Origin of the sequence: Stenotrophomonas sp. LGBM10, assembly GCF_046736075.1 — a bacterium.
Classification (GTDB): Bacteria; Pseudomonadota; Gammaproteobacteria; order Xanthomonadales; family Xanthomonadaceae; genus Stenotrophomonas.
In genome coordinates this window covers 3,912,396-3,931,672 of the sequence record NZ_CP177163.1, presented here as the reverse complement: position 1 = coordinate 3,931,672, position 19,277 = coordinate 3,912,396, and the positions used below count along the sequence as shown (strand labels likewise).

The window sequence follows — 19,277 nt, the reverse complement described above, 5'->3', positions numbered from 1 at the left end:
CAACGCTCCTTGGAATCAATCCAGCATGCCAGACAGCAGCGGCACGAACGTGACCGGCGCCAGTACCTGTTGTTCAACACTGCCGTCGTCGCGACGGGTGAGCTGCACCAGCGACTGCGCGCCAGGCCCGCCCACCGGTGCCACCAGGCGTCCGCCCACGGCCAGCTGTTCGACCAGCGCATCCACCAGCGCCGGGGCTGCCGCGGTGACCACAATGGCGTCGTACGGACCGTGTTCGGCCCAGCCGGCGCGACCATCGTCGTGCTTGCTGCGGATGTTCATGCCGAGCGCGCGGAAACGCTTGCGCGCCTGGCGCAGCAGATCGCCGATGCGCTCGACGGTATAGACCTCCAGCCCCACCGCGCCCAGCACGGCGGCCTGGTAGCCCGAGCCGGTGCCGACTTCCAGCACTTTTTTCGGCGACGACTGCAGCACGGCTTCGGTCATGCGGGCCACCACCCAGGGCTGGGAGATGGTCTGGCCGTGGCCGATCGGCAAGGCGGTGTCTTCGTAGGCACGCGAGGCCAGCGCTTCATCGATGAACAGATGCCGGGGCACGACGCGGACCGCGTTGAGCGTGACCTCGTCAGCAATGCCGGCCTCGCGCAGGCGTTCGACCAGACGGTCGCGCACACGCTGCGAGGTCATGCCGATGCCGACCGCTTCGGGCTGCAGGCGCAGGCGCTGGGTCATGCCGGACGGTCCAGCGCGGCTGTCAGCCCACCCACCCAGCTGGCCACTTTTTCCAGCGCCTGGTAGCGCGTGAGGTCGACCTGGATCGGGGTGATCGAGATGAAGCCATTGCGCACGGCGTGGAAGTCGGTGCCGGGGCCGGAGTCCTGCTCGCGACCGGCCGGGCCGATCCAGTACACCTCGTTGCCGCGCGGATCGCGCTGCGGGATGCAGCCTTCGGCGCGGTGGCGGTTGCCCAGGCGGCTGACTTCGAAGCCGCGCACCTGCTCCCACGGCAGATCCGGGACGTTGACGTTGAGGATGGTGTCGGCCGGCAGCGGATCGGCCTTGAGCCGCGCCACGATTTCCACCGCGGCGCGCGCGGCGGTCTCGAAATTGCGCGCTTCGTGGTTGTGCGTCACCAGCGATACCGCCACCGCCGGCAGACCGAGGAACCGCCCTTCCATCGCCGCCGATACCGTGCCGGAATAGATGACGTCATCGCCCAGGTTGGCGGCGTTGTTGATGCCCGACACCACGATATCCGGCTCGTACTCGAGCAGCCCGGTCAGCGCCAGGTGGACGCAGTCGGTGGGCGTCCCGGCCACTGAACAGGTGTAGTGGTCGATGCGCTTGAGCCGGATGGGCAGGTCCAGGGTGAGCGAGTTGCTGGCCCCGGAGCGATCGCGGTCGGGGGCGACCACCATCACTTCATGGCCCGCCTCACGCAGCACCGTGGCAAGCATCCGGATGCCCGGGGCATCGACACCGTCGTCATTGCTGACCAGGATCCGCATCTGCGATTTAACCGCTTGATTTTTCAAGACTTCGATTCCATCACTTTCCAGCGTTGGCGGGGTCGATGCTCATCCGTGCGGGGAGCATCGACCGCGCAAGTGCGTCAGCTATTGTGCCGCATGCGGACAGATCGTCCTACCCCGCAGACGGTAGGCAGCGGCCATCGCCTCGCATTACGCTGTACGCATGTCACATCCTGAAGACGAAGATCCGGCGGCGCTGTTCCGCGCGGCGATCGGGGCGGTCACCCCCCTGAAGAAACCGGCCGCGCCGCCGCCGGCCACGCCGCGGCCGAAACCGCGCGCGCGCATGGCCGAGCAGGACGACCAGGCGGCCCGCGGCGAGTTTGCCCGGCTGTTGCGCGACAGCAACCCGCTGGAGGCCGGCGACACCGCCAGCTACCGGCGCGATACCCTGCCGGCGCGCATGTTCCAGCGGCTCAAGCGCGGCCAGTATTCGGTCCAGGACGAACTGGACCTGCATGGCGCCACGGTTGCACAAGCCGACGCGATGCTGCGCCAGTTCCTGCAGGAGGCGCATGCGCATGACTACGGTTGCGTGCGCATCATTCATGGCAAGGGGCTGCAGTCCGATGGCGGCGCGCCGGTGCTGAAGAACCTGGTGGATCGCCTGCTGCGCCTGCGCAATGACGTGCTGGCCTTTCATTCCGCGCCCGCCGGACAGGGCGGCACCGGCGCGGTGCTGGTGTTGTTGAGCAACCGCTAGCCGGGCAGAGCCCGGCTCTACGGGGGTGCGGTCAGCCGGGCAGAGCCCGGCTCTACGGGGGTGCCATAGCCGGGCAGAGCCCGGCTCTACGGGGGTGCGGTCAGCCGGGCAGAGCCCGGCTCTACGGGTGTGCGATAGCCGGGCAGAGCCCGGCTGCGCGGTCAGCCGGGCAGCGGGGCGTCGGTCTGGCTGGCGTCGTGTACCGGGCCGAGTTCGTGCAGGACCGCGGTGGCATAGCAGCCGGGCGGGAGGGCGAAGCTCAGTTCCAGTACGTCGGGCTGCAGCCAGCGGTGCTGCAGCATGGCCGGGCGCAGGCGCAGCGCGCGACGCTCCTGCTTGAGGCGCGCTCCTTCCAGGCCGGCACGCAGCGCCAGCGACTGGTCGTCGGCGATCGCGCCCAGCTCCAGCGCCGCAGCGTCGCCGCTGCTGCGCAGTTCGCCCTCGCCCCACAACGGGCCGCTGGGATGGATGTCGAAACGGGCCAGGCGGTCGGCCAGCAGGTCGGTGAACGGCTCGGGGCCGAACACGCTGCGACTGCCGTCCAGCATCCACACCTCGCCGTCCACCGGCGCATCCCAGTTGCCCTGCTGGACCCGTTCGGCCAGCACCTGGTTGAACAGCGCCGAGCGCGCGGCCGACAACAGCAGCGAACGCTGGTCTGGACGCATGCGGCGCCCGCCGAACATCGCCAGCGCCGCGGGCACGTTGCCACCGTCGCGACCGAAACGCTGTTCGCCGAACCAGTTGGGCAGGCCGCGCGCCGCGATCAGCGACAGGCGCTCGTCGATGGCCGTCGCATCGCCCTGCACGTCACGCAGCACCAGCTTGAAACGGTTGCCGGCGAGTGCACCGCGCTGCAGTTTGCGGTTGTGCCAGGTCGAATCGACGACCTCGATCTCATCGGAGGCCAGCAGCGCCGGATCCGGCGCGACCCGCTTGGGCAGGTGCACGCTGAAGCGCTGGGTGGTGACCGCATGGCGATCCTTCATGCCGGCGTAGCTGACCGCCATGTCCGGCAGTCCGGCCCAACGGGCCAGCACCTTGGCCACATGCACGGTGTTGGCACCGCGCTTGCGCAGGGTGAGCAGCAGGTGTTCGCCCTCCCCGCTCGGCTCGAACGCCGGCAGTTCGTCGACCTGGAAATCCTCCGGCGTGGTCCGGATCTTCGCGGTCAGCAGCGGCGCGCCGAACGCCAGCGGCAACGGGATCACAGCGCCACCAGCAGCACGGTGGCCTGGGCGGCAATGCCTTCGCCGCGCCCGGTGAAGCCGAGCTGCTCGGAGGTGGTGGCCTTGACGCTGACCGCATCCAGCGCGATGCCGAGCAGGCCGGCGATGCGTTCGCGCATGGCCAGCGCATGCGGGCCCACCTTCGGGCGTTCGCAGATCACGGTGATGTCGGTATTGCCGACCTGCCAGCCGCGCTCGCGCAGCAGGCTGTTGCAGTGCTCGAGGAAGCGGCTGCTGTCGGCATCCTTCCAGCGCATGTCCGACGGCGGAAAGTGCTGGCCGATGTCGCCCAGCGCAAGCGCGCCGAGCATGGCATCGCACAACGCATGCAGGATCACATCGCCGTCGCTGTGCGCGAGCACGCCGCTGGTGTGCGGCACACGGACGCCGCCCAGCATGATGTGGTCGCCCGCGCCGAAGGCGTGGACGTCATAGCCCTGTCCGATGCGGACGGGAGGAAACGGGGTGTTCATGGCGTGAACCTGATTGTAGCGCCGGGCTCTGCCCGGCTTGGCAAGATGAAAGCGACGTGCGGAATCAGCTTCCGCGACGCGACAACACGAATTCGAAACGGGACAGATCCGACGGGGTGGTGACCTTGAAGTTGTCTTCGTTGCCTTCCACCAGCAACGGCCGCAGGCCCTGCCGCTCCATCGCCATCGCCTCGTCGGTGACCTCGATGCCGGCATCGGCGGCCTCCTGCAGCGCGCGCGCCAACTGATGGCGGCGGAACAGCTGCGGGGTCAGTGCGCGCCAGAGGCGCGCCCGCGGCTCGGTGGCATCGATGCCACCGTCATCGCCGGCCCGCTTGAGGGTGTCGCGAACCGGTGCGGCCAGGATCGCGCCGACCGGGTCGTTGCGGCCCACCTCGAGCAGCCGGCCCAGATCGGCAGCGGCCAGATTGGGGCGCGCGGCGTCATGGACCAGCACGAAATCGTCGGCGCGCACGCTGTCGGGCAGCGCCTGCAGGCCGGCCAGCACCGAGCCGGCGCGGGTTGCGCCGCCTATGCAGGTCAGGATCGGTTTGTCGGCAAGCGAGGTCCAGCCAGGCCAGTCCTGGTCCTGGTCGGCGATCACCACCATCACCCCGGCCACCACCGGATGCGACAACAGCGCCTCCAGGGTATGTGCCAGCAGCACGCGATCACCCGCCAGCAGATACTGCTTCGGGGTGGCACCGCCGAAGCGCGTGCCGCGCCCGGCGGCAGGAACCACCGCCCATACGCTGCCCATCAGGGTATTTCCTGATGCGGGGCGTCCGGGTCGGCCACGGCGGTGGGCGCGCGCGGTGGCGCCACCGGCGCGTCTTCGACCACACGGTAGAACTTTTCACCGGGCTTGATCATGCCCAGTTCGCTGCGCGCACGCTCTTCGATGGCCGCCTCGCCTTCCTTGAGGTCCTTGACCTCGGCAGCCAGCGCGTCGTTGCGCTGCTGCAGGCCGGCATTGTCGCGCCTCTGGGATTCGACCTGGGCTTCGAGCGTCATTACTTCCCCCGAATTGCCCGGGCCGAACCAGAAGCGGTACTGCAGCCATGCCAGCAGTACCGCGAGCACCAGCAGGAGCCAGCGCCAGTCGCGCATGGGATCAGCGCTTCAGCGACACGAACGCGTCACGACCGGCGTAACGCGCGCCGGCACCGAGAGCTTCCTCGATGCGCAGCAGCTGGTTGTACTTGGCCACGCGATCGCTGCGGCACAGCGAGCCGGTCTTGATCTGGGTGGCGGTGGTGGCCACGGCGATGTCGGCGATGGTGGTGTCTTCGGTTTCGCCCGAACGATGCGACACGACCGCCGCGTAGTTTGCGTTGTGCGCCATCGCGATGGCTTCCAGGGTCTCGGTCAGGGTGCCGATCTGGTTGACCTTGATCAGGATCGCGTTGGCCGTGCCGGTCTCGATGCCTTCCTTGAAGATCTTCGGGTTGGTCACGAACAGGTCGTCGCCAACCAGCTGCACCTTGTTGCCGATGCGGTCGGTGAGCAGCTTCCAGCCGGCCCAGTCGTTCTCGGCCAGGCCGTCTTCGATGGTGATGATCGGGTACTGGGCAGCCCAGTCGGCCAGGAAGTCGACGAACTGCTCGGAGGTCAGGCGCTTGTTCTCGCCGACCAGGTTGTACTTGCCGTTCTCGTAGAACTCGCTGGACGCCACGTCCAGGCCCAGCAGCACGTCTTCACCGGCGGTGTAGCCGGCCTTGCCGATCGCTTCGAGGATGGTGTCCAGCGCTTCGACGTTGCTGCGGAAGTCCGGGGCGAAGCCACCTTCGTCGCCGACGGCGGTGCTGAGGCCGTGGCCCTTGAGCACCGACTTGAGCGAATGGAAGATTTCCGTGCCGGCGCGCAGCGCTTCGGAGAACGAGGGGAAACCGACCGGCAGCACCATGAACTCCTGGAAGTCCACGTTGTTGTCGGCGTGCGCGCCGCCGTTGATGATGTTCATCATCGGCACCGGCAGCGTCACGTCGCGGCCCTGCGCCAGGTACTGCCACAGTGCCTGCTTCTTCGACGCGGCCACGGCATGGGCGTTGGCCATCGAAACACCGAGCAGCGCGTTGGCGCCCAGGCGGCCCTTGTTCTCGGTGCCGTCCAGATCGATCAGGCGACGGTCCAGGCCTTCCTGGTCGGCGGCATCGAAGCCCTTCAGCGCGCTGGCGATGGTGGTGTTGACGTTGGACACGGCGTTGCGCACGCCCTTGCCCAGGTAACGGGTCTTGTCGCCGTCACGCAGTTCCACCGCTTCCTTGGTGCCGGTCGAGGCACCCGACGGAACCGCGGCGCGGCCGAACGAACCGTCCTCCAGGACAACTTCGGCTTCCAGCGTGGGATTGCCACGGCTGTCGAGGATTTCACGGGCGTGGATGCTGCGGATCGTGGTCATAGCGGGCCGGTTACCAGTCAGAAAGGGGAAACGCCAAAGTGCAGCGCCGAAAACGTGCCGCGTGATTATCCCTGCCCGCCCCCCGCTTGCCAAATCGGCGTGACATCGCCGATCAGCACCTGCGTGGACGACGCGGTGCGCGCCAGCAGTGCGGGCAGCAGCAGAACTGCCGCCAGCAGCGCGAGCAGCACCAGGCCTACCCCACCGCCGGCCGGTTGCCGGCGCAGCCGGAACGACAGCACGATGGAGATGAGCGCAGCCAGCACCACCGCCGCCGACAGGGCCAGGGTGAACAGCAGGTACGGCTGCGTGGCCTGCATGGCGTGACTGCCGTCGCCGGGCATGCCGACGCTGGCCATCACCAGGATGGTCAGCATGAAGGCACACCCCCACGCGCCGATGCCGAGCACCAGCGCGGCCCAGCCCCACGGCCAGGCCCGCCAGTGACGCCGCTGGCGGCGCGCTTCCAGCGCCGCCCACGGGTCCAGCGTCATGCCTGCAGCGGCGCGCCGCCGGCCTTGCGCTCGCGCGCGGCCCGGATGAAGCCGATGAACAGCGGGTGGCCATCGCGCGGGGTGGACAGGAATTCCGGGTGCGCCTGGCAGGCCAGGAACCACGGATGCTGGTCGCGCGGCAGTTCCACCACTTCGACCAGCGTGTCGTCCATCGACTTGCCGGCGATGACCAGCCCGGCGTCCTCAAGCTGGGTGCGGTAGCGGTTGTTGAACTCGTAACGGTGGCGGTGACGCTCGGACACCACATCCTTGCCATACAGTTCGCGCGCCAGCGTACCCGGCTTCAGGCGCTGCTCCTGCAGACCCAGGCGCATGGTGCCGCCGAGGTCGGAGCGCTCGTCGCGCTTCTCGACGTCGCCGGTGGCGGTACGCCATTCGGTGATCAGGCCGATCACCGGGTTCGGCGACTGGCGGTCGTTCTCGGTGCTGTTGGCCCCCTCCAGCCCGGCCACGTGGCGGGCGAAATCGACCACCGCGGCCTGCATGCCGTAGCAGATGCCGAAGTACGGCACGTTCTGCTCACGGGCGAACTGCGAGGTGAGCACCTTGCCTTCGAAGCCACGGTCACCGAAACCGCCCGGCACCAGGATGCCGTCGACGTCCTTCAGGGCAGCCATGTCGGTGCCTTCCAGGTCCTGCGCTTCCAGCCACTTCAGCTTGACCCGGGTGCGCTGGCGCAGGCCGCCGTGCTTGAGTGCCTCGCCGACGGACTTGTAGGCGTCCTGGTGGTCCACGTACTTGCCGACCACGGCGATGGTGACTTCGTCCAGCGGGTGCAGCGTGGCATCCACGGCCGCTTCCCACTCGGACAGGTCGACCGGGCCGGCCTTGTCGCCCAGCTTGAACTGGTTGATCACGATCTCGTCCAGGCCCTGCTCATGCAGGCCCATCGGGATGCGGTAGAGCACGTCCACGTCCGGCACGCTGATCACCGCGCGCTCGGACACGTTGGTGAACTGGGCGATCTTGCGACGCTCGGACTCCGGCACCACCTGCTCGGAACGGCACAGCAGCACGTCCGGCTGGATGCCGATCGAGCGCAGTTCCTTCACCGAATGCTGGGTGGGCTTGGTCTTCAGCTCGCCGGCGGCGGCAATGTACGGCACCAGGGTGAGGTGCATGAACAGCGCCTTCTCCGGGCCGCGCTCGGTGCGCACCTGGCGGATCGCCTCGAGGAACGGCAGCGATTCGATATCACCGACGGTACCGCCGATCTCCACCAGGGCCACGTCGAAGCCTTCGGTGGCTTCGTCCATGCAGCGGCGGATTTCATCGGTGATGTGCGGGATGACCTGGACGGTGGCGCCCAGATAGTCGCCGCGGCGCTCCTTGCGGATCACGTTCTCGTAGATGCGGCCGGTGGTGACCGAATTCTTGCGGCTCAGGCGGGTACGCACGAAGCGCTCGTAGTGGCCCAGGTCCAGATCGGTCTCGGCGCCGTCGTCGGTGACATACACCTCGCCGTGCTGGAACGGGCTCATCGTGCCCGGATCGACGTTGATGTAGGGATCAAGCTTCATCATGGTGACCCGCAGGCCACGGGCTTCAAGGATGGAGGCGAGCGACGCGGCGGCAATGCCTTTGCCGAGCGAGGACACTACGCCGCCGGTTACGAAGATCAAGGGAGTCATGGCTGGGGGTGTCCTGTCAGGAAGGGGGAGACGACGCCGGCGCGCGGGGCGACGGACGACGTGAAGGGGAAATCGGGGGAGGTCCGGCCGCTGGCTGCGGAAGATTCACGCGCCGGGGGCTGGATCGGGAGAGCGGTGCGGGGGCCGGTCGGCGAGGTCGGGGGGGCCGTGCCGGTCGCCGTGCGGACCGTCACCTCCTGCCTACCCTGCTGGCGATCGCGCACGATCAGGCCAGTCCATTCGCTGATGGATGACACGCACTGCTCCCGGAAAGCCATAGTTTACAGATTGAAGGCCTCCAGCCCAAGGGCTGGTTGGCGGCCTTCACAAAAAAAAGACGCCCCGGCAGTGCCGGGGCGCCTTTGTCGGCCAGGAAGAGGTCAGCGCTTCTTCTTCGCTTCCTCTTCCTCTTCCTTCTGCGGGGCCTGGTCGCCCTTGGCCTTCATTTCGGCAGTGGCGGCGGCCCGGCGCTTGGCCTTGGCCTCGGCCTCGGACTGCGCCTTGTCGGCCTGCTCGCCCTGCTGCGGCGCGGGCTGGCCCTGTCCGGCGTTCTGGGCCAGCGCCAGCGGCACGGCCACGACGGCAGCGGCAATGGCAACGATGGTCAGCAACTTCTTCATGGGTGCTCCTCGCGATATCGGCTTGGGTGCGGGGACCGGGGTCCGGTTCCAGCCTGCACAGTCTATCGCGCCCCGGTCGGCCGCCCCCTGAACGTGTGGCGTGCAAAAAAGCTGCCCAGACCGCAAACTTCGCCGTCGCTTTGCGCTTTATGAAGACAGATGAACGCCCGCTATAACGCCGCCGATATTGAAGTCCTGTCCGGCCTGGACCCGGTCAAGCGCCGCCCAGGCATGTATACCGACACCGCGCGCCCGAACCACCTGGCGCAGGAAGTCATCGACAACGCCGTGGACGAGGCGCTGGCTGGCCATGCCCGCACGGTCGAGGTCACCCTGTTCAAGGACGGCAGCTGCGAGGTCAGCGATGACGGCCGCGGCATGCCGGTGGACATCCACCCGGAGGAGAAGATCCCCGGCGTCGAACTGATCCTGACCCGGCTGCATGCCGGCGGCAAGTTCAACAACAAGAACTACACCTTCTCCGGCGGCCTGCATGGCGTCGGCGTCAGCGTGGTCAACGCGTTGTCCACCCTGGTGGAAGTGCACATCAAGCGCGATGGCAGCGAACACCGCATCACCTTCCGCAATGGCGACCGCGCCACCCCGCTGGAAGTGGTCGGCAGCGTCGGCAGGAAGAACACCGGTACCCGCGTGCGCTTCTGGGCCGACCCGAAGTACTTCGACACGCCCAAGTACAACCTGCGCGCCCTGCGCCACCTGCTGCGCGCCAAGGCGGTGCTGTGCCCCGGCCTGACCGTCAAGCTGCGCGACGAGGCCACCGACGAGCAGGACACCTGGTATTACGAGGATGGCCTGAGCGACTACCTCAGGGCCGAGCTGGGCGAGCGCGAGATGCTGCCGGCCGAGCTGTTCGTGGGCCAGTTGAAGAAGGATACCGAGGTGGTGGACTGGGCCGTGGCCTGGCTGCCGGAAGGCGAGCTGGTCCAGGAAAGCTACGTCAACCTGATTCCCACCGCCCAGCACGGCACCCATGCCAATGGCCTGCGTACCGGCCTGACCGAGGCGCTGCGCGAGTTCTGCGACTTCCGCAACCTGCTGCCGCGTGGCGTCAAGCTGGCCCCGGAAGACGTCTGGGACCGGGTGTCGTTCGTGCTGTCGTTGAAGATGACCGACCCGCAGTTCAGCGGCCAGACCAAGGAACGCCTGTCCTCGCGCCAGGCCGCCGGCTTCGTCGAAGGCGCCGCGCATGACGCCTTCAGCCTGCTGTTGAACCAGAACGTCGCACTGGGCGAGCAGATCGCCCAGCTGGCCATCGAGCGCGCCAGCGCGCGCCTGAAGACCGAAAAGCTGGTGACCCGCAAGAAGGTCACCCAGGGCCCTGCCCTGCCCGGCAAGCTGGCCGACTGCATCAGCCAGGACCTGTCGCGCACCGAGCTGTTCCTGGTCGAAGGCGACTCGGCAGGCGGCAGCGCCAAGCAGGCCCGCGACAAGGATTTCCAGGCGATCATGCCGCTGCGCGGCAAGATCCTGAACACCTGGGAAGTCTCCTCCGGCAGCGTGCTGGCCTCCGAGGAAGTGCACAACCTGGCCATCGCCATCGGCTGCGACCCGGGCAAGGACGACATCAGCGGCCTGCGCTACGGCAAGGTGGTGGTGCTGGCCGATGCCGACTCCGACGGCCTGCACATCGCCACCCTGCTCACCGCGCTGTTCCTCAAGCATTTCCCGGCCCTGGTCGATGCCGGCCATGTGTTCGTGGCGATGCCGCCGCTGTTCCGCGTGGACGTGGGCAAGCAGGTGTTCTACGCGCTGGACGAGGAAGAAAAGCGCACCCTGCTGGACAAGATCGAGCGCGAGAAGATCAAGGGCCAGGTCAGCGTGACCCGCTTCAAGGGCCTGGGCGAAATGAACCCGCAGCAGCTGCGCGAGTCCACCATCCACCCCGACACGCGCCGGCTGGTGCAGCTGACCATCGACGATGGCGAGCAGACCCACTCGCTGATGGACATGCTGCTGGCCAAGAAGCGCGCCGGCGACCGCAAGCAGTGGCTGGAGAACAAGGGCGACCTGGCCTCGCTGGACGCCTGATCCGACCGTGTTGCCGCGAAACAGCCCGCCCTCCGGCGGGCTGTTTCGTTGTGGGCCGGGCACGGACATCGCCCCTTCATCCTGCGCGCCAGCGGATCGGGTAGCGTGGCGGTCCCTCGTGTGGTGGAGCCCGCATGCATTTCGATTCGACCTTGCGCCTGGACAGCGCCCGCCTGGTATTGAGCCCAATCCGCGCGGACGACGCCCCCGCCCTGTTCGCGATCCAGTCCGATCCCGACGTGATGCGTTACTGGAACCACGCGCCGTGGACGGATATCGCCCAGGCACATGCGCAGATCGCCGACGACCTGGCGGCGATGGTGACCGGCGTCCAGCTCAAACTGGCCATCCGCGACAGCGCGCAAGGGCCGCTGCTGGGCATCTGCGTGGTGTTCGCCATCGACGCGGACTCCGGCCGTGCCGAGATCGGCTACAACCTCGCGCCGCACGCGCAGGGCAAGGGCTACATGCGCGAGGCACTGGCGCGGTTGGCGACCTACCTGCTCGACGAACGCGGCCTGCGCCGGCTGGAAGCGGAAATCGACCCGCGCAACGCCTCATCGGCGACGGTGCTGGAGCGGCTCGGGTTCCAGCGCGAGGGCCTGCTGCGCGAACGCTGGTGCATCGCAGGCGAACTGTCCGATTCGGCGCTGTACGGTCTGCTGGCCCGCGACCGCGCGGGCTGAGCCAAACGAAAAAGCCCGCCGGTTGGCGGGCTTTTTCTTCCAGTCAGGCAGGGCCCGGCGCTTACGCCCAGCCGGCCAGCTCGAACAGTTTCAGGATCAGGTAGGCACAGCCGCCTGCCGCCGGAATGGTCAGGATCCAGGCCCAGACGATGCGCTCGATCACGCCAAAACGCAGCGAACGCGGGTTCTTGGCGTAACCCACGCCCATGATCGCGGTGGAAATGCTGTGCGTGGTCGAGACCGGCATGCCGAAATGCGCGGCCAGGGTCAGGATGGTGGCCGAGCTGGTTTCCGCGGCGAAGCCGTGGATCGGATGCAGCTTGACCATCTTGTGACCCAGGGTCTTGATGATCTTCCAGCCACCCGACGCGGTACCGGCGGCCATCACCACCGCACAGGTCAGCACGATCCACATCGCGATGCCGTCACCGGCGTGCGCGTCCGGGTGCATGAAGGCCAGCCAGGACGGCAGGTCGTTCAGCGCACCGGTCGCCTCGGCACCGATCAGGGTCATGGCGATGATGCCCATCGTCTTCTGCGCGTCGTTGTGGCCGTGGGCGAAGCCCATGTACGCCGCCGACACGATCTGCGCCTTGCCGAAGAAGGCATTGACGATGCGCGGACGCGCCATGCGACCCAGCCAGCCGCCGGCCTTGGCCATGCCGGCGATGATCGCCCACAGCAGCAGCATCACCACGATGCCGAGCAGGAAGCCGGCGATCGGCGAGGTGATCATCGGCAGGAACACCTTCCACAGCAGGCCCTTGTTCTGGGCCCAGGTGCCGATCCGTTCAGACCAGATCAGCGCATCCCAGTTGTTGTGGGCGGCGGCCAGGCCGGCACCGCACAGGCCGCCGATCAGCGCATGCGACGACGACGACGGCAGGCCCTTCCACCAAGTGATCAGGTTCCAGATGATGCCGCCCAGCAGGGCGCACAGGATCACCTGCGGCGTCACATCGACCACGTTGGTGTTGAGCAGGCCCGAGGCGATGGTCAGCGCCACGGCGGTGCCGGTCAGGGCGCCGATGAGGTTCATGAACGCCGCGAGCATCACCGCCCAGCCGGGCGAGAGCACTTTGGTCGCCACCACGGTGGCGATGGAGTTGGCGGTGTCGTGGAAGCCGTTGATGAACTCGAAGACGAGCGCGGCCAGGATCACCACCAGGACAAGGGTCAGCATGCTGTGGCGTCCGTCAGCTGTTCTTCAGCACGATCTGGTACGCCACGACACCGGCCTCGCGGCAACGGTCGATGGCTTTTTCCAGGATCTCGAAGAACTCCTTGAGCAGGAACATCTGCAGATTGTCCAGGCGGCCGGAATAGATGTCGCGGTACAGCTCGAGCATCAGGCGGTCGGCCTCGTTCTCCAGCGAGCGCAGCTTCTCGTTGAGCGCGGTCATCCGGTCCAGGTTCATGTGGCGCAGGTCGTTGACCATTTCCACGACCACGCTGGCGGCCTGTTCAAGCATCGCCGCGCGCGGCGCGAAGTCGATGTGCTCCAGGTGGGTGGTGGCCAGCGAGTAGCGATCGGCGAACTTCTCGATCTGCTTGGGGATCTTGTACAGGGCCGAACCCAGCGCTTCGATGTCCTCGCGCTCGATCGGGGTCATGAAGCTGTCCACCAGCGCCTGGCTGATCTTGTCCGAGGCGGCGCGCTCGCGCAGGCGGGCCAGCTTGAAGGCGTCCAGCGCCGGCTGGCGATCGGCCGCGCGCAGCATCGCGTGCAGCGCCTTGGCGCTGTCCTGGGCGGCCTGCGCAGCCTCGTCCAGCAGGGTGTAGAACTGTTTGCCGGAGCCGAAAATGGTCTGCAGAGAGAACATTGAGAAACCTATTCGCCGTCGAGGAAGGACGGCACCGGGCGGAATTATGACGGTTTGATGTCCATTGCGGGTACTCCCCCCCGATCTTCACGCCCGGGTGGCCCTGCCTGAACGACTCTGTTTGCCTCACTGCCCCGGCCTTTTGTTAAGATGCGCGGGCACCTTCGGGTGCACTCTATGGACGACGACCCTTATCCCCCTCCGCGCCGCTGCGCCCCCCCGCGCCCCGGTAGCCGACATCGCTTGAACACGCCCTCCCTGCCACCAACCGGGGACGACGCCCGTGTTTGAACTTCTGATTGTCCTGGCCCTGATCCTGCTCAATGGCTTCTTCGCCATGTCCGAAATGTCGGTCATGACCTCGCGAAAGAGCCGGCTCAAGCAGATGGCCACCACCAGCAAGCGTGCCCAGCGCGCGCTGGAACTGTCCGAGAAGCCCGAAAGCTTCCTCTCCACCGTGCAGATCGGCATCACCCTGATCGGCATCCTGACGGGTGTGTACGGCGGCGACGCCATTGGCAGCGCCATTGCCCTGCACCTGCAGGACCTGTTCCCGGCGCTGTCGGCCAACTTCCCCCTGTTCAACGAACCGCAGCCCTGGTCGGCGGTGATCGGCAAGACCCTTGCCGTGGCCCTTATCACCTTTTTGACGCTGATCTTCGGCGAACTGGTACCCAAACGCCTCGCCATCACCCGTTCGGAGGACATCGCCGGACTGGTCGCGCTGCCCATGAGCGGCCTGGCCCGCATCGCCTTCCCCTTCGTCTGGCTGCTTTCGCATACCACCCGTCTGGTGCTGCGCCTGCTGGGGTTGGGCAAGGACGAAGCCGCGAGCGTGACCGAAGAAGAGATCCGCATGCTGGTGGCCGAGAGCCACGAGGCCGGCGTGATCGACGCGCACGAGCGCGACATGATGAACCGGGTGATGCGCCTGGGCGACCGCACCGCCGACAGCCTGATGACGCCGCGCAACCGGATCGCCTGGCTGGACACCGTGGCCGAGCCGGAGAAAAACATCGCGACCATGCGCGAGAACGAGTTCTCGCGTTACCCGGTTTACCGCGACAACGACCAGGACATCGTCGGCGTGCTCGAGGTGAAGAGTCTGGTGACGCGCCTGGTGCGCGACGACCACTCGCTGTTCCAGAACCTGCGCGAGCCGCTGTACGTCTCCGAATCCACCCATGCGATGAAGCTGCTGGAAATCTTCCGCGAGGAACAGCAGTCGATGGCGCTGGTGGTGGACGAGTACGGCGAGATCCAGGGCCTGGTGACCATCAGCGACCTGATGGGCGCGGTGGTCGGCCGGCTGCAGTCGGTGGAGAACGTGGACGAGGACGCCCTGGTGGTGACCCGCGAGGACGGCTCGTACCTGGTGGACGGATCACTGTCGATCGAGGACCTGCGCGAGCTGATGGGCAATGCCGAACTGCCCGATGCCGAAGACGGCGATTACTACACCCTGGCCGGCATGTGCATCCATTTCTTCGGACGCATCCCGCATGCGGGCGAGTACTTCGACTGGGCCGGCTGGCGCATCGAGATCGTCGACCTCGACGGCGCACGCGTGGACAAGCTGCTGCTGCGCACGCTGTCCGAAGAAGAGACCGATGAACTCACCGGCTGATCCCACCCCACCCGACCAGGACCGGCCCGAGTATCGCAACGAGGGCATCCGCACGCTGCTGGCGATGTTCGACCACGGCGATCCGGACGAGCGCCTGCGGCTGGGACAGATCCTGCAGAACCTGCAGCAAAGCGCGTTCGGTGTGTTCCTGTTCGTGGCCATCCTGCCGGCCTTCATCCCGATCCCGGGCATTGGCGGCGCGGTCAGCGGGCCGCTGATCCTGCTGATCGGGGTGCAGATGCTGTGCGGGCTGCGGCGGCCGTGGCTGCCGGGCTTCATTGCCAACCGCGGCCCCAAGCGCGGCACCATGCACCGCTTCCTGGCGCGTATCGATGGCGCGCTGCGCCGCCTGGACCGGCTGCTCAAGCCGCGCCTGCCGGGCCTGCTGTCGCCCCTGCCGGCCCATGCCTTCACCGGCCTGCTGCTGATCCTGGTGGGGGTGCTGCTGTCGCTGCCGATCCCGTTCACCAACTACCTGTTCGGCTTCCAGCTGCTGCTGTTCGCCCTGGCCCTGCTCGAGCGCGATGGCGCGCTGATGCTGGCCAACTGGATCGGCGCGGTGGCCGCCGTGCTGTTCTTCGGCTTCAGCTCGGGCCATCTGGTGAGCTATACGGTGGAGCTGTTCCACAAATGGTTTTGAGGTGTCCCGACCAACGGTCGGGACCTGCCTCGTCAGACCCCCGCGCCGGGCTCAGCGCAGATCGACCACGCCGTTGTCGGACAACGCGCCGGGCTCGTCGTTCATTGCCGACAACACGAAACTCAGGGCGCTGCCCAACAGGCCGCCGGGGCCATCCCAGTATTCGGCCGATTCGGCGCTGACGTGGATCAGGCGCAGGTTCGGGTCGTCCGGACCGCCGGGGAAGAACAGCTTCATGGCCGGCGACCACAGTTCCTCGGCCTTGGCGCGGTCATCGATCACCCGTGCGGTACCGGCCACCGACACATAGGTGTTGCCCGAGGTCGAGGCGTACGCCACGTTGACCCGCGGATTCAGCGCGATCTCTGCGACCTTCGGGCTGTCGGCCGCAGTGGCGAACCACAGGTCGCCATCGAACTCGACTTCCTGGGTGCCCAGCGGACGGCTGTACAGGCGACCGTCGACACCGACGGTGGTGAACATGGCGATGTCGATGCCGCGGATCATCTCGGCCAGCTGCCGGATGTGCTGTTGGCGGTCGTGTTCTGGCATGGGAGGACTCCTGCAAAAGGAACTCCATCACACCGGATCGCCGGCTACGGCGGCGTGAACCGACTGGTCACGCCGCCTTCGCGGATGCACGCCTTACGACGTAGCGGTGCCGTCGCGGTGCGCCTGCATCGCCAACCCGAACGAACGCTTGCGCGCGGCATGGTCGTAGATGTTGGCGGTGAGCAGCAGTTCGTCCGGCTTGTGCCGCGCCACGAAGGCCGCCATGCCCTCGCGCACCTGGCCCAGGTCACCCACTACCGCGCACGCGAGTGCGTTCTCCACGCCGAGTTTTTCGTGCGGCTGCCAGAAGGCCTCGATGTCGTCGATCGGCGGCGGAATCAGGCCCGGCTTGCCGCGACGCAGGTTGACGAAGCTCTGCTGCTGGGTGGTGAACAGGCGTTTGGCCTCGGCCTCCGAATCGGCCGCCACCACGTTCAGGCCCAGCACCGCATAGGGCGCATCGAGATGCTCGGAACGGCGGAATTCGCGGCGGTACACCGCCAGCGCTTCGTCCATCGCATCCGGGGCGAAATGCGAGGCGAAGGCGAACGGCAGCCCCATCGCCGCCGCCAGGCGCGCACTGAACAGACTGGACCCGAGCAGCCAGACCGGCACGGGGATACCTGCGCCGGGGACCGCGCGCACCGCCTGGCCGGGCTGGGCCGGCTGGAAGTAGTGGAGCAGCTCGCGCACGTCCTGCGGGAACTGGTCGGCGCTGTCGAAGTAGCGACGCAGTGCGCGAGCGGTCGGCTGATCGGTCCCTGGGGCGCGCCCCAGGCCGAGGTCGATGCGGTCCGGGTACAGCGAGGCCAGCGTGCCGAACTGCTCGGCCACCTGCAGCGGTGAATGGTTGGGCAGCATGATGCCGCCGGCGCCCACGCGGATGCGCCGGGTGCCGCCGGCGACGTGGCCGATCAGCACGGCGGTGGCAGCGCTGGCGATGCCGGGCATGTTGTGGTGCTCGGCCAGCCAGTAGCGGTGGTAGCCCCAGCCCTCGGCGTGCTGGGCCAGGTCCAGCATGTTGGCGAAGGCCTGCGTGGTATCGCTGCCTTCGCAGACCGGGGCCAGATCAAGAATCGACAGGTGCATGGACACGTTCCATCAAAGGGTATCCCCTTCAGATGGGGCCGATTCCCGGCGCCGCCATGCCCGGCAGCGGGACGCTGATTTTCGCGTTCAGCGGTTAAACGGCGGGCGTATCGACCAGCGGGGCCAGGTCCGCGTCCAGCGCCACCCGTTCATCGAACACGAAACAGCGGCCGTCATAGCCTTCCCCGCCCACGGCCTCGAAGTACCCCAGGATGCCGCCGTCGAGTTGCAGCACGTTGTCCATGCCGTCGTTGCGCATCCACAGCGCCGCCTTTTCGCAGCGGATGCCGCCGGTGCAGAAGCTCACCACGGTGCTGTCGCGCAGCGCCTCGCGGTGCGGCGCCAGCGCCTCGGGCAGATCGGTGAATTTGGTGATCGGCAGCACCAGCGCGTCCTGGAAGGTGCCGTACGCGATCTCCTGGGTGTTGCGGGTGTCCAGCATCACCACCGGCTTGCCGGCGTCGTCATGCCCCTGCCGCAGCCAGCGCTGCACCGTGGCCGGGTCCACCGACGGCGCGCGCGGGTAGGCCAGCGGCTGGCCGTCGTCGATGCGGAAGCTGATGATCTCCGGCTTGACCTTGGCCTTGAGCCGGGCAAACGGCTGCATCTGGCTGTAGCTGGTCTTCACCCGCAGGTCGGCAAAGCGCGGATCGTCGCGCAGCGCGGCGTAGAACGTGTCGATGCCGGCTTCCGGGCCAGCCAGGAACAGGTTGATGCCCTCCCCGGCGACCAGCACGGTGCCACGCAGGTCCGCGGCGGTAGCGCGTGCCAGCAGGGTCGCGCACAGCGCATCCGGGTCGGCGATGGAGGTGAAATGGTAAGCGGCGATATTGGCGATCATGCCGCCATTTTACCGCCCCCTCCCCCGCTGTGGCGCCGCCCCGCGTTCAGCCTCGCAGCAGCATGAACGGCAGCAGCACCAGGGCCGCCGCCGCCGCCATGCCCAGCAGCATCGCCACCACGAACAGCGGGCGCCGACGGGCCAGGGTCGCGAAGGTTTCCGCGCTGCCGTCGCGCAGGGCCGCCTGGCGCTCGGCGCGTACCCGCTCGCCGCGCGCCTGCTGGTACTCGGCCATCAAGGCCTTGGCGCGCGGATGGTCCTCGTTGTCACGTATCCAGATGCCGCCCCAGGAGATGCCCCACGGGCTCGGTTCGGTGCGGTAATGGGCAATGCCCGCCTGATCCAGCAGGGCGGTCACGTCCTGGATTTCATCGTCCGCGACATGGCGCAGGTTGAGCAGCAGTTTCGACATGCCCCCATGATACCGCCCGGCGATGCGCTACCCTTGCGTCCCGTTTTCCTGACCTGGAGCCGCCATGCGCCGCCTGCTCATCCCGTTGATGTTGTCGCTGCTGGCCGGCTGCACCCCGCCCGGCCCGCCGCCCGGTGGCAGCATCGCGCAGTTCCAGAAGATCGATACCCAGCCCGGCAGCGGTGCCGAGGCCACGCCCGGCAGCCGCATCAGCGTGCACTACACCGGCTGGATCTACGACGAACGCACCGCCGACAAGCACGGCGAGAAGTTCGACAGCTCGGTCGATCGCGGCGAGCCCTTCAGCTTCACGCTCGGCAAGGGCGAGGTCATCAAGGGCTGGGACGAAGGCTTTGCCGGCATGAAGGTCGGCGGCAAGCGCACCTTGATGATTCCCGCCGAGTACGGCTACGGCGCCCGCCGCGCGGGGCCGATCGCCCCGGGCTCCTCGCTGGTGTTCGATGTCGAGCTGCTCGACGTCACCCCGCGCTGA

At 67.5% G+C, this 19,277-nt stretch carries 22 protein-coding genes; 6 read left to right on the top strand and 16 right to left on the bottom strand.

Translation table 11 applies throughout. From position 1 onward, the window contains the following. Window positions 1–15: 15 nt before the first annotated feature. Both ACLB90_RS17210 and surE read right to left on the bottom strand, forming a co-directional pair. Complete coding sequence (locus ACLB90_RS17210; protein ID WP_411850600.1) at window positions 16–693, bottom strand: protein-L-isoaspartate(D-aspartate) O-methyltransferase; 678 nt, start codon at window positions 691–693, stop codon at window positions 16–18. Continuing rightward, window positions 690–1,469, bottom strand: a complete 780-nt coding sequence (gene surE, locus ACLB90_RS17205; RefSeq protein ID WP_411850599.1) for a 5'/3'-nucleotidase SurE — start codon at window positions 1,467–1,469, stop codon at window positions 690–692. The genes ACLB90_RS17210 and surE overlap by 4 nt, the downstream gene beginning before the upstream one ends. 187 nt (window positions 1,470–1,656) lie before the next feature. Here surE and ACLB90_RS17200 point away from each other — a divergent pair, with 187 nt between their 5' ends. Beyond that, window positions 1,657–2,196, top strand: a complete 540-nt coding sequence (locus tag ACLB90_RS17200) for a Smr/MutS family protein (RefSeq protein ID WP_411850598.1) — start codon at window positions 1,657–1,659, stop codon at window positions 2,194–2,196. 161 nt (window positions 2,197–2,357) lie between these two features. On the opposite strand, the gene truD is transcribed toward ACLB90_RS17200, so the two are convergent. The 8 genes from truD to ACLB90_RS17160 all read right to left on the bottom strand — a co-directional run bounded on the left by truD (window position 2,358) and on the right by ACLB90_RS17160 (window position 9,065). After that, on the bottom strand, window positions 2,358–3,407 hold the full coding sequence (truD, locus tag ACLB90_RS17195) for a tRNA pseudouridine(13) synthase TruD (RefSeq protein WP_411850597.1): 1,050 nt from the start codon (window positions 3,405–3,407) through the stop codon (window positions 2,358–2,360). Next, complete coding sequence (ispF, locus tag ACLB90_RS17190) at window positions 3,404–3,898, bottom strand: 2-C-methyl-D-erythritol 2,4-cyclodiphosphate synthase (RefSeq protein ID WP_411850596.1); 495 nt, start codon at window positions 3,896–3,898, stop codon at window positions 3,404–3,406. The genes truD and ispF overlap by 4 nt, the downstream gene beginning before the upstream one ends. A 64-nt stretch (window positions 3,899–3,962) precedes the next feature. Next, a complete protein-coding gene (gene ispD, locus ACLB90_RS17185) occupies window positions 3,963–4,661 on the bottom strand; it encodes a 2-C-methyl-D-erythritol 4-phosphate cytidylyltransferase (RefSeq protein WP_411852785.1) in 699 nt (232 codons plus the stop codon). Next, the gene (gene ftsB / locus ACLB90_RS17180) at window positions 4,658–5,008 is read right to left on the bottom strand and encodes a cell division protein FtsB (RefSeq protein WP_411850595.1); all 351 of its coding nucleotides are present in this window, start codon (window positions 5,006–5,008) and stop codon (window positions 4,658–4,660) included. Before ftsB ends, ispD begins: the two co-directional genes overlap by 4 nt. A gap of 4 nt (window positions 5,009–5,012) precedes the next feature. Further along, a complete protein-coding gene (eno, locus tag ACLB90_RS17175) occupies window positions 5,013–6,299 on the bottom strand; it encodes a phosphopyruvate hydratase (RefSeq protein ID WP_411850594.1) in 1,287 nt (428 codons plus the stop codon). A gap of 65 nt (window positions 6,300–6,364) precedes the next feature. Further along, on the bottom strand, window positions 6,365–6,793 hold the full coding sequence (locus tag ACLB90_RS17170) for a hypothetical protein (RefSeq protein WP_411850593.1): 429 nt from the start codon (window positions 6,791–6,793) through the stop codon (window positions 6,365–6,367). Then, the gene (locus ACLB90_RS17165) at window positions 6,790–8,445 is read right to left on the bottom strand and encodes a CTP synthase (RefSeq protein WP_411850592.1); all 1,656 of its coding nucleotides are present in this window, start codon (window positions 8,443–8,445) and stop codon (window positions 6,790–6,792) included. Before ACLB90_RS17165 ends, ACLB90_RS17170 begins: the two co-directional genes overlap by 4 nt. 380 nt (window positions 8,446–8,825) lie before the next feature. Beyond that, complete coding sequence (locus ACLB90_RS17160) at window positions 8,826–9,065, bottom strand: hypothetical protein (RefSeq protein ID WP_411850591.1); 240 nt, start codon at window positions 9,063–9,065, stop codon at window positions 8,826–8,828. A 159-nt stretch (window positions 9,066–9,224) separates the two neighbouring features. Here ACLB90_RS17160 and parE point away from each other — a divergent pair, with 159 nt between their 5' ends. Both parE and ACLB90_RS17150 read left to right on the top strand, forming a co-directional pair. Next, window positions 9,225–11,114, top strand: a complete 1,890-nt coding sequence (parE, locus tag ACLB90_RS17155) for a DNA topoisomerase IV subunit B (protein ID WP_411850590.1) — start codon at window positions 9,225–9,227, stop codon at window positions 11,112–11,114. A 134-nt stretch (window positions 11,115–11,248) separates the two neighbouring features. Next, on the top strand, window positions 11,249–11,800 hold the full coding sequence (locus tag ACLB90_RS17150) for a GNAT family N-acetyltransferase (protein ID WP_411850589.1): 552 nt from the start codon (window positions 11,249–11,251) through the stop codon (window positions 11,798–11,800). Window positions 11,801–11,861: 61 nt separating this feature from the next. Here ACLB90_RS17150 and ACLB90_RS17145 read toward each other — a convergent pair whose 3' ends face one another. Together ACLB90_RS17145 and ACLB90_RS17140 are read right to left on the bottom strand one after the other, a co-directional pair. Further along, the gene (locus ACLB90_RS17145; protein WP_411850588.1) at window positions 11,862–12,983 is read right to left on the bottom strand and encodes an anion permease; all 1,122 of its coding nucleotides are present in this window, start codon (window positions 12,981–12,983) and stop codon (window positions 11,862–11,864) included. A gap of 13 nt (window positions 12,984–12,996) precedes the next feature. Then, complete coding sequence (locus ACLB90_RS17140; RefSeq protein WP_136006363.1) at window positions 12,997–13,623, bottom strand: DUF47 domain-containing protein; 627 nt, start codon at window positions 13,621–13,623, stop codon at window positions 12,997–12,999. A 283-nt stretch (window positions 13,624–13,906) separates the two neighbouring features. Here ACLB90_RS17140 and ACLB90_RS17135 point away from each other — a divergent pair, with 283 nt between their 5' ends. Then, on the top strand, window positions 13,907–15,250 hold the full coding sequence (locus ACLB90_RS17135) for a hemolysin family protein (RefSeq protein ID WP_411850587.1): 1,344 nt from the start codon (window positions 13,907–13,909) through the stop codon (window positions 15,248–15,250). Beyond that, on the top strand, window positions 15,234–15,890 hold the full coding sequence (locus ACLB90_RS17130; RefSeq protein ID WP_411850586.1) for an exopolysaccharide biosynthesis protein: 657 nt from the start codon (window positions 15,234–15,236) through the stop codon (window positions 15,888–15,890). Before ACLB90_RS17135 ends, ACLB90_RS17130 begins: the two co-directional genes overlap by 17 nt. 51 nt (window positions 15,891–15,941) lie before the next feature. On the opposite strand, the gene ACLB90_RS17125 is transcribed toward ACLB90_RS17130, so the two are convergent. From ACLB90_RS17125 to ACLB90_RS17110, 4 genes are all read right to left on the bottom strand, one after another. Continuing rightward, window positions 15,942–16,442 carry a pyridoxamine 5'-phosphate oxidase family protein gene (locus tag ACLB90_RS17125; protein ID WP_136006357.1) on the bottom strand — a complete coding sequence of 167 codons (501 nt, stop codon included), beginning with the start codon at window positions 16,440–16,442 and terminating at the stop codon, window positions 15,942–15,944. A gap of 93 nt (window positions 16,443–16,535) precedes the next feature. After that, a complete protein-coding gene (locus ACLB90_RS17120) occupies window positions 16,536–17,531 on the bottom strand; it encodes an LLM class flavin-dependent oxidoreductase (protein ID WP_411850585.1) in 996 nt (331 codons plus the stop codon). A 94-nt stretch (window positions 17,532–17,625) separates the two neighbouring features. Then, a complete protein-coding gene (locus ACLB90_RS17115; protein ID WP_411850584.1) occupies window positions 17,626–18,372 on the bottom strand; it encodes a sulfurtransferase in 747 nt (248 codons plus the stop codon). Window positions 18,373–18,418: 46 nt separating this feature from the next. Continuing rightward, entirely contained in the window at window positions 18,419–18,784 is a 366-nt protein-coding gene (locus tag ACLB90_RS17110) for a DUF6164 family protein (RefSeq protein WP_411850583.1), read from the bottom strand. A gap of 64 nt (window positions 18,785–18,848) precedes the next feature. Here ACLB90_RS17110 and ACLB90_RS17105 point away from each other — a divergent pair, with 64 nt between their 5' ends. Next, on the top strand, window positions 18,849–19,277 hold the full coding sequence (locus ACLB90_RS17105; protein WP_411850582.1) for an FKBP-type peptidyl-prolyl cis-trans isomerase: 429 nt from the start codon (window positions 18,849–18,851) through the stop codon (window positions 19,275–19,277).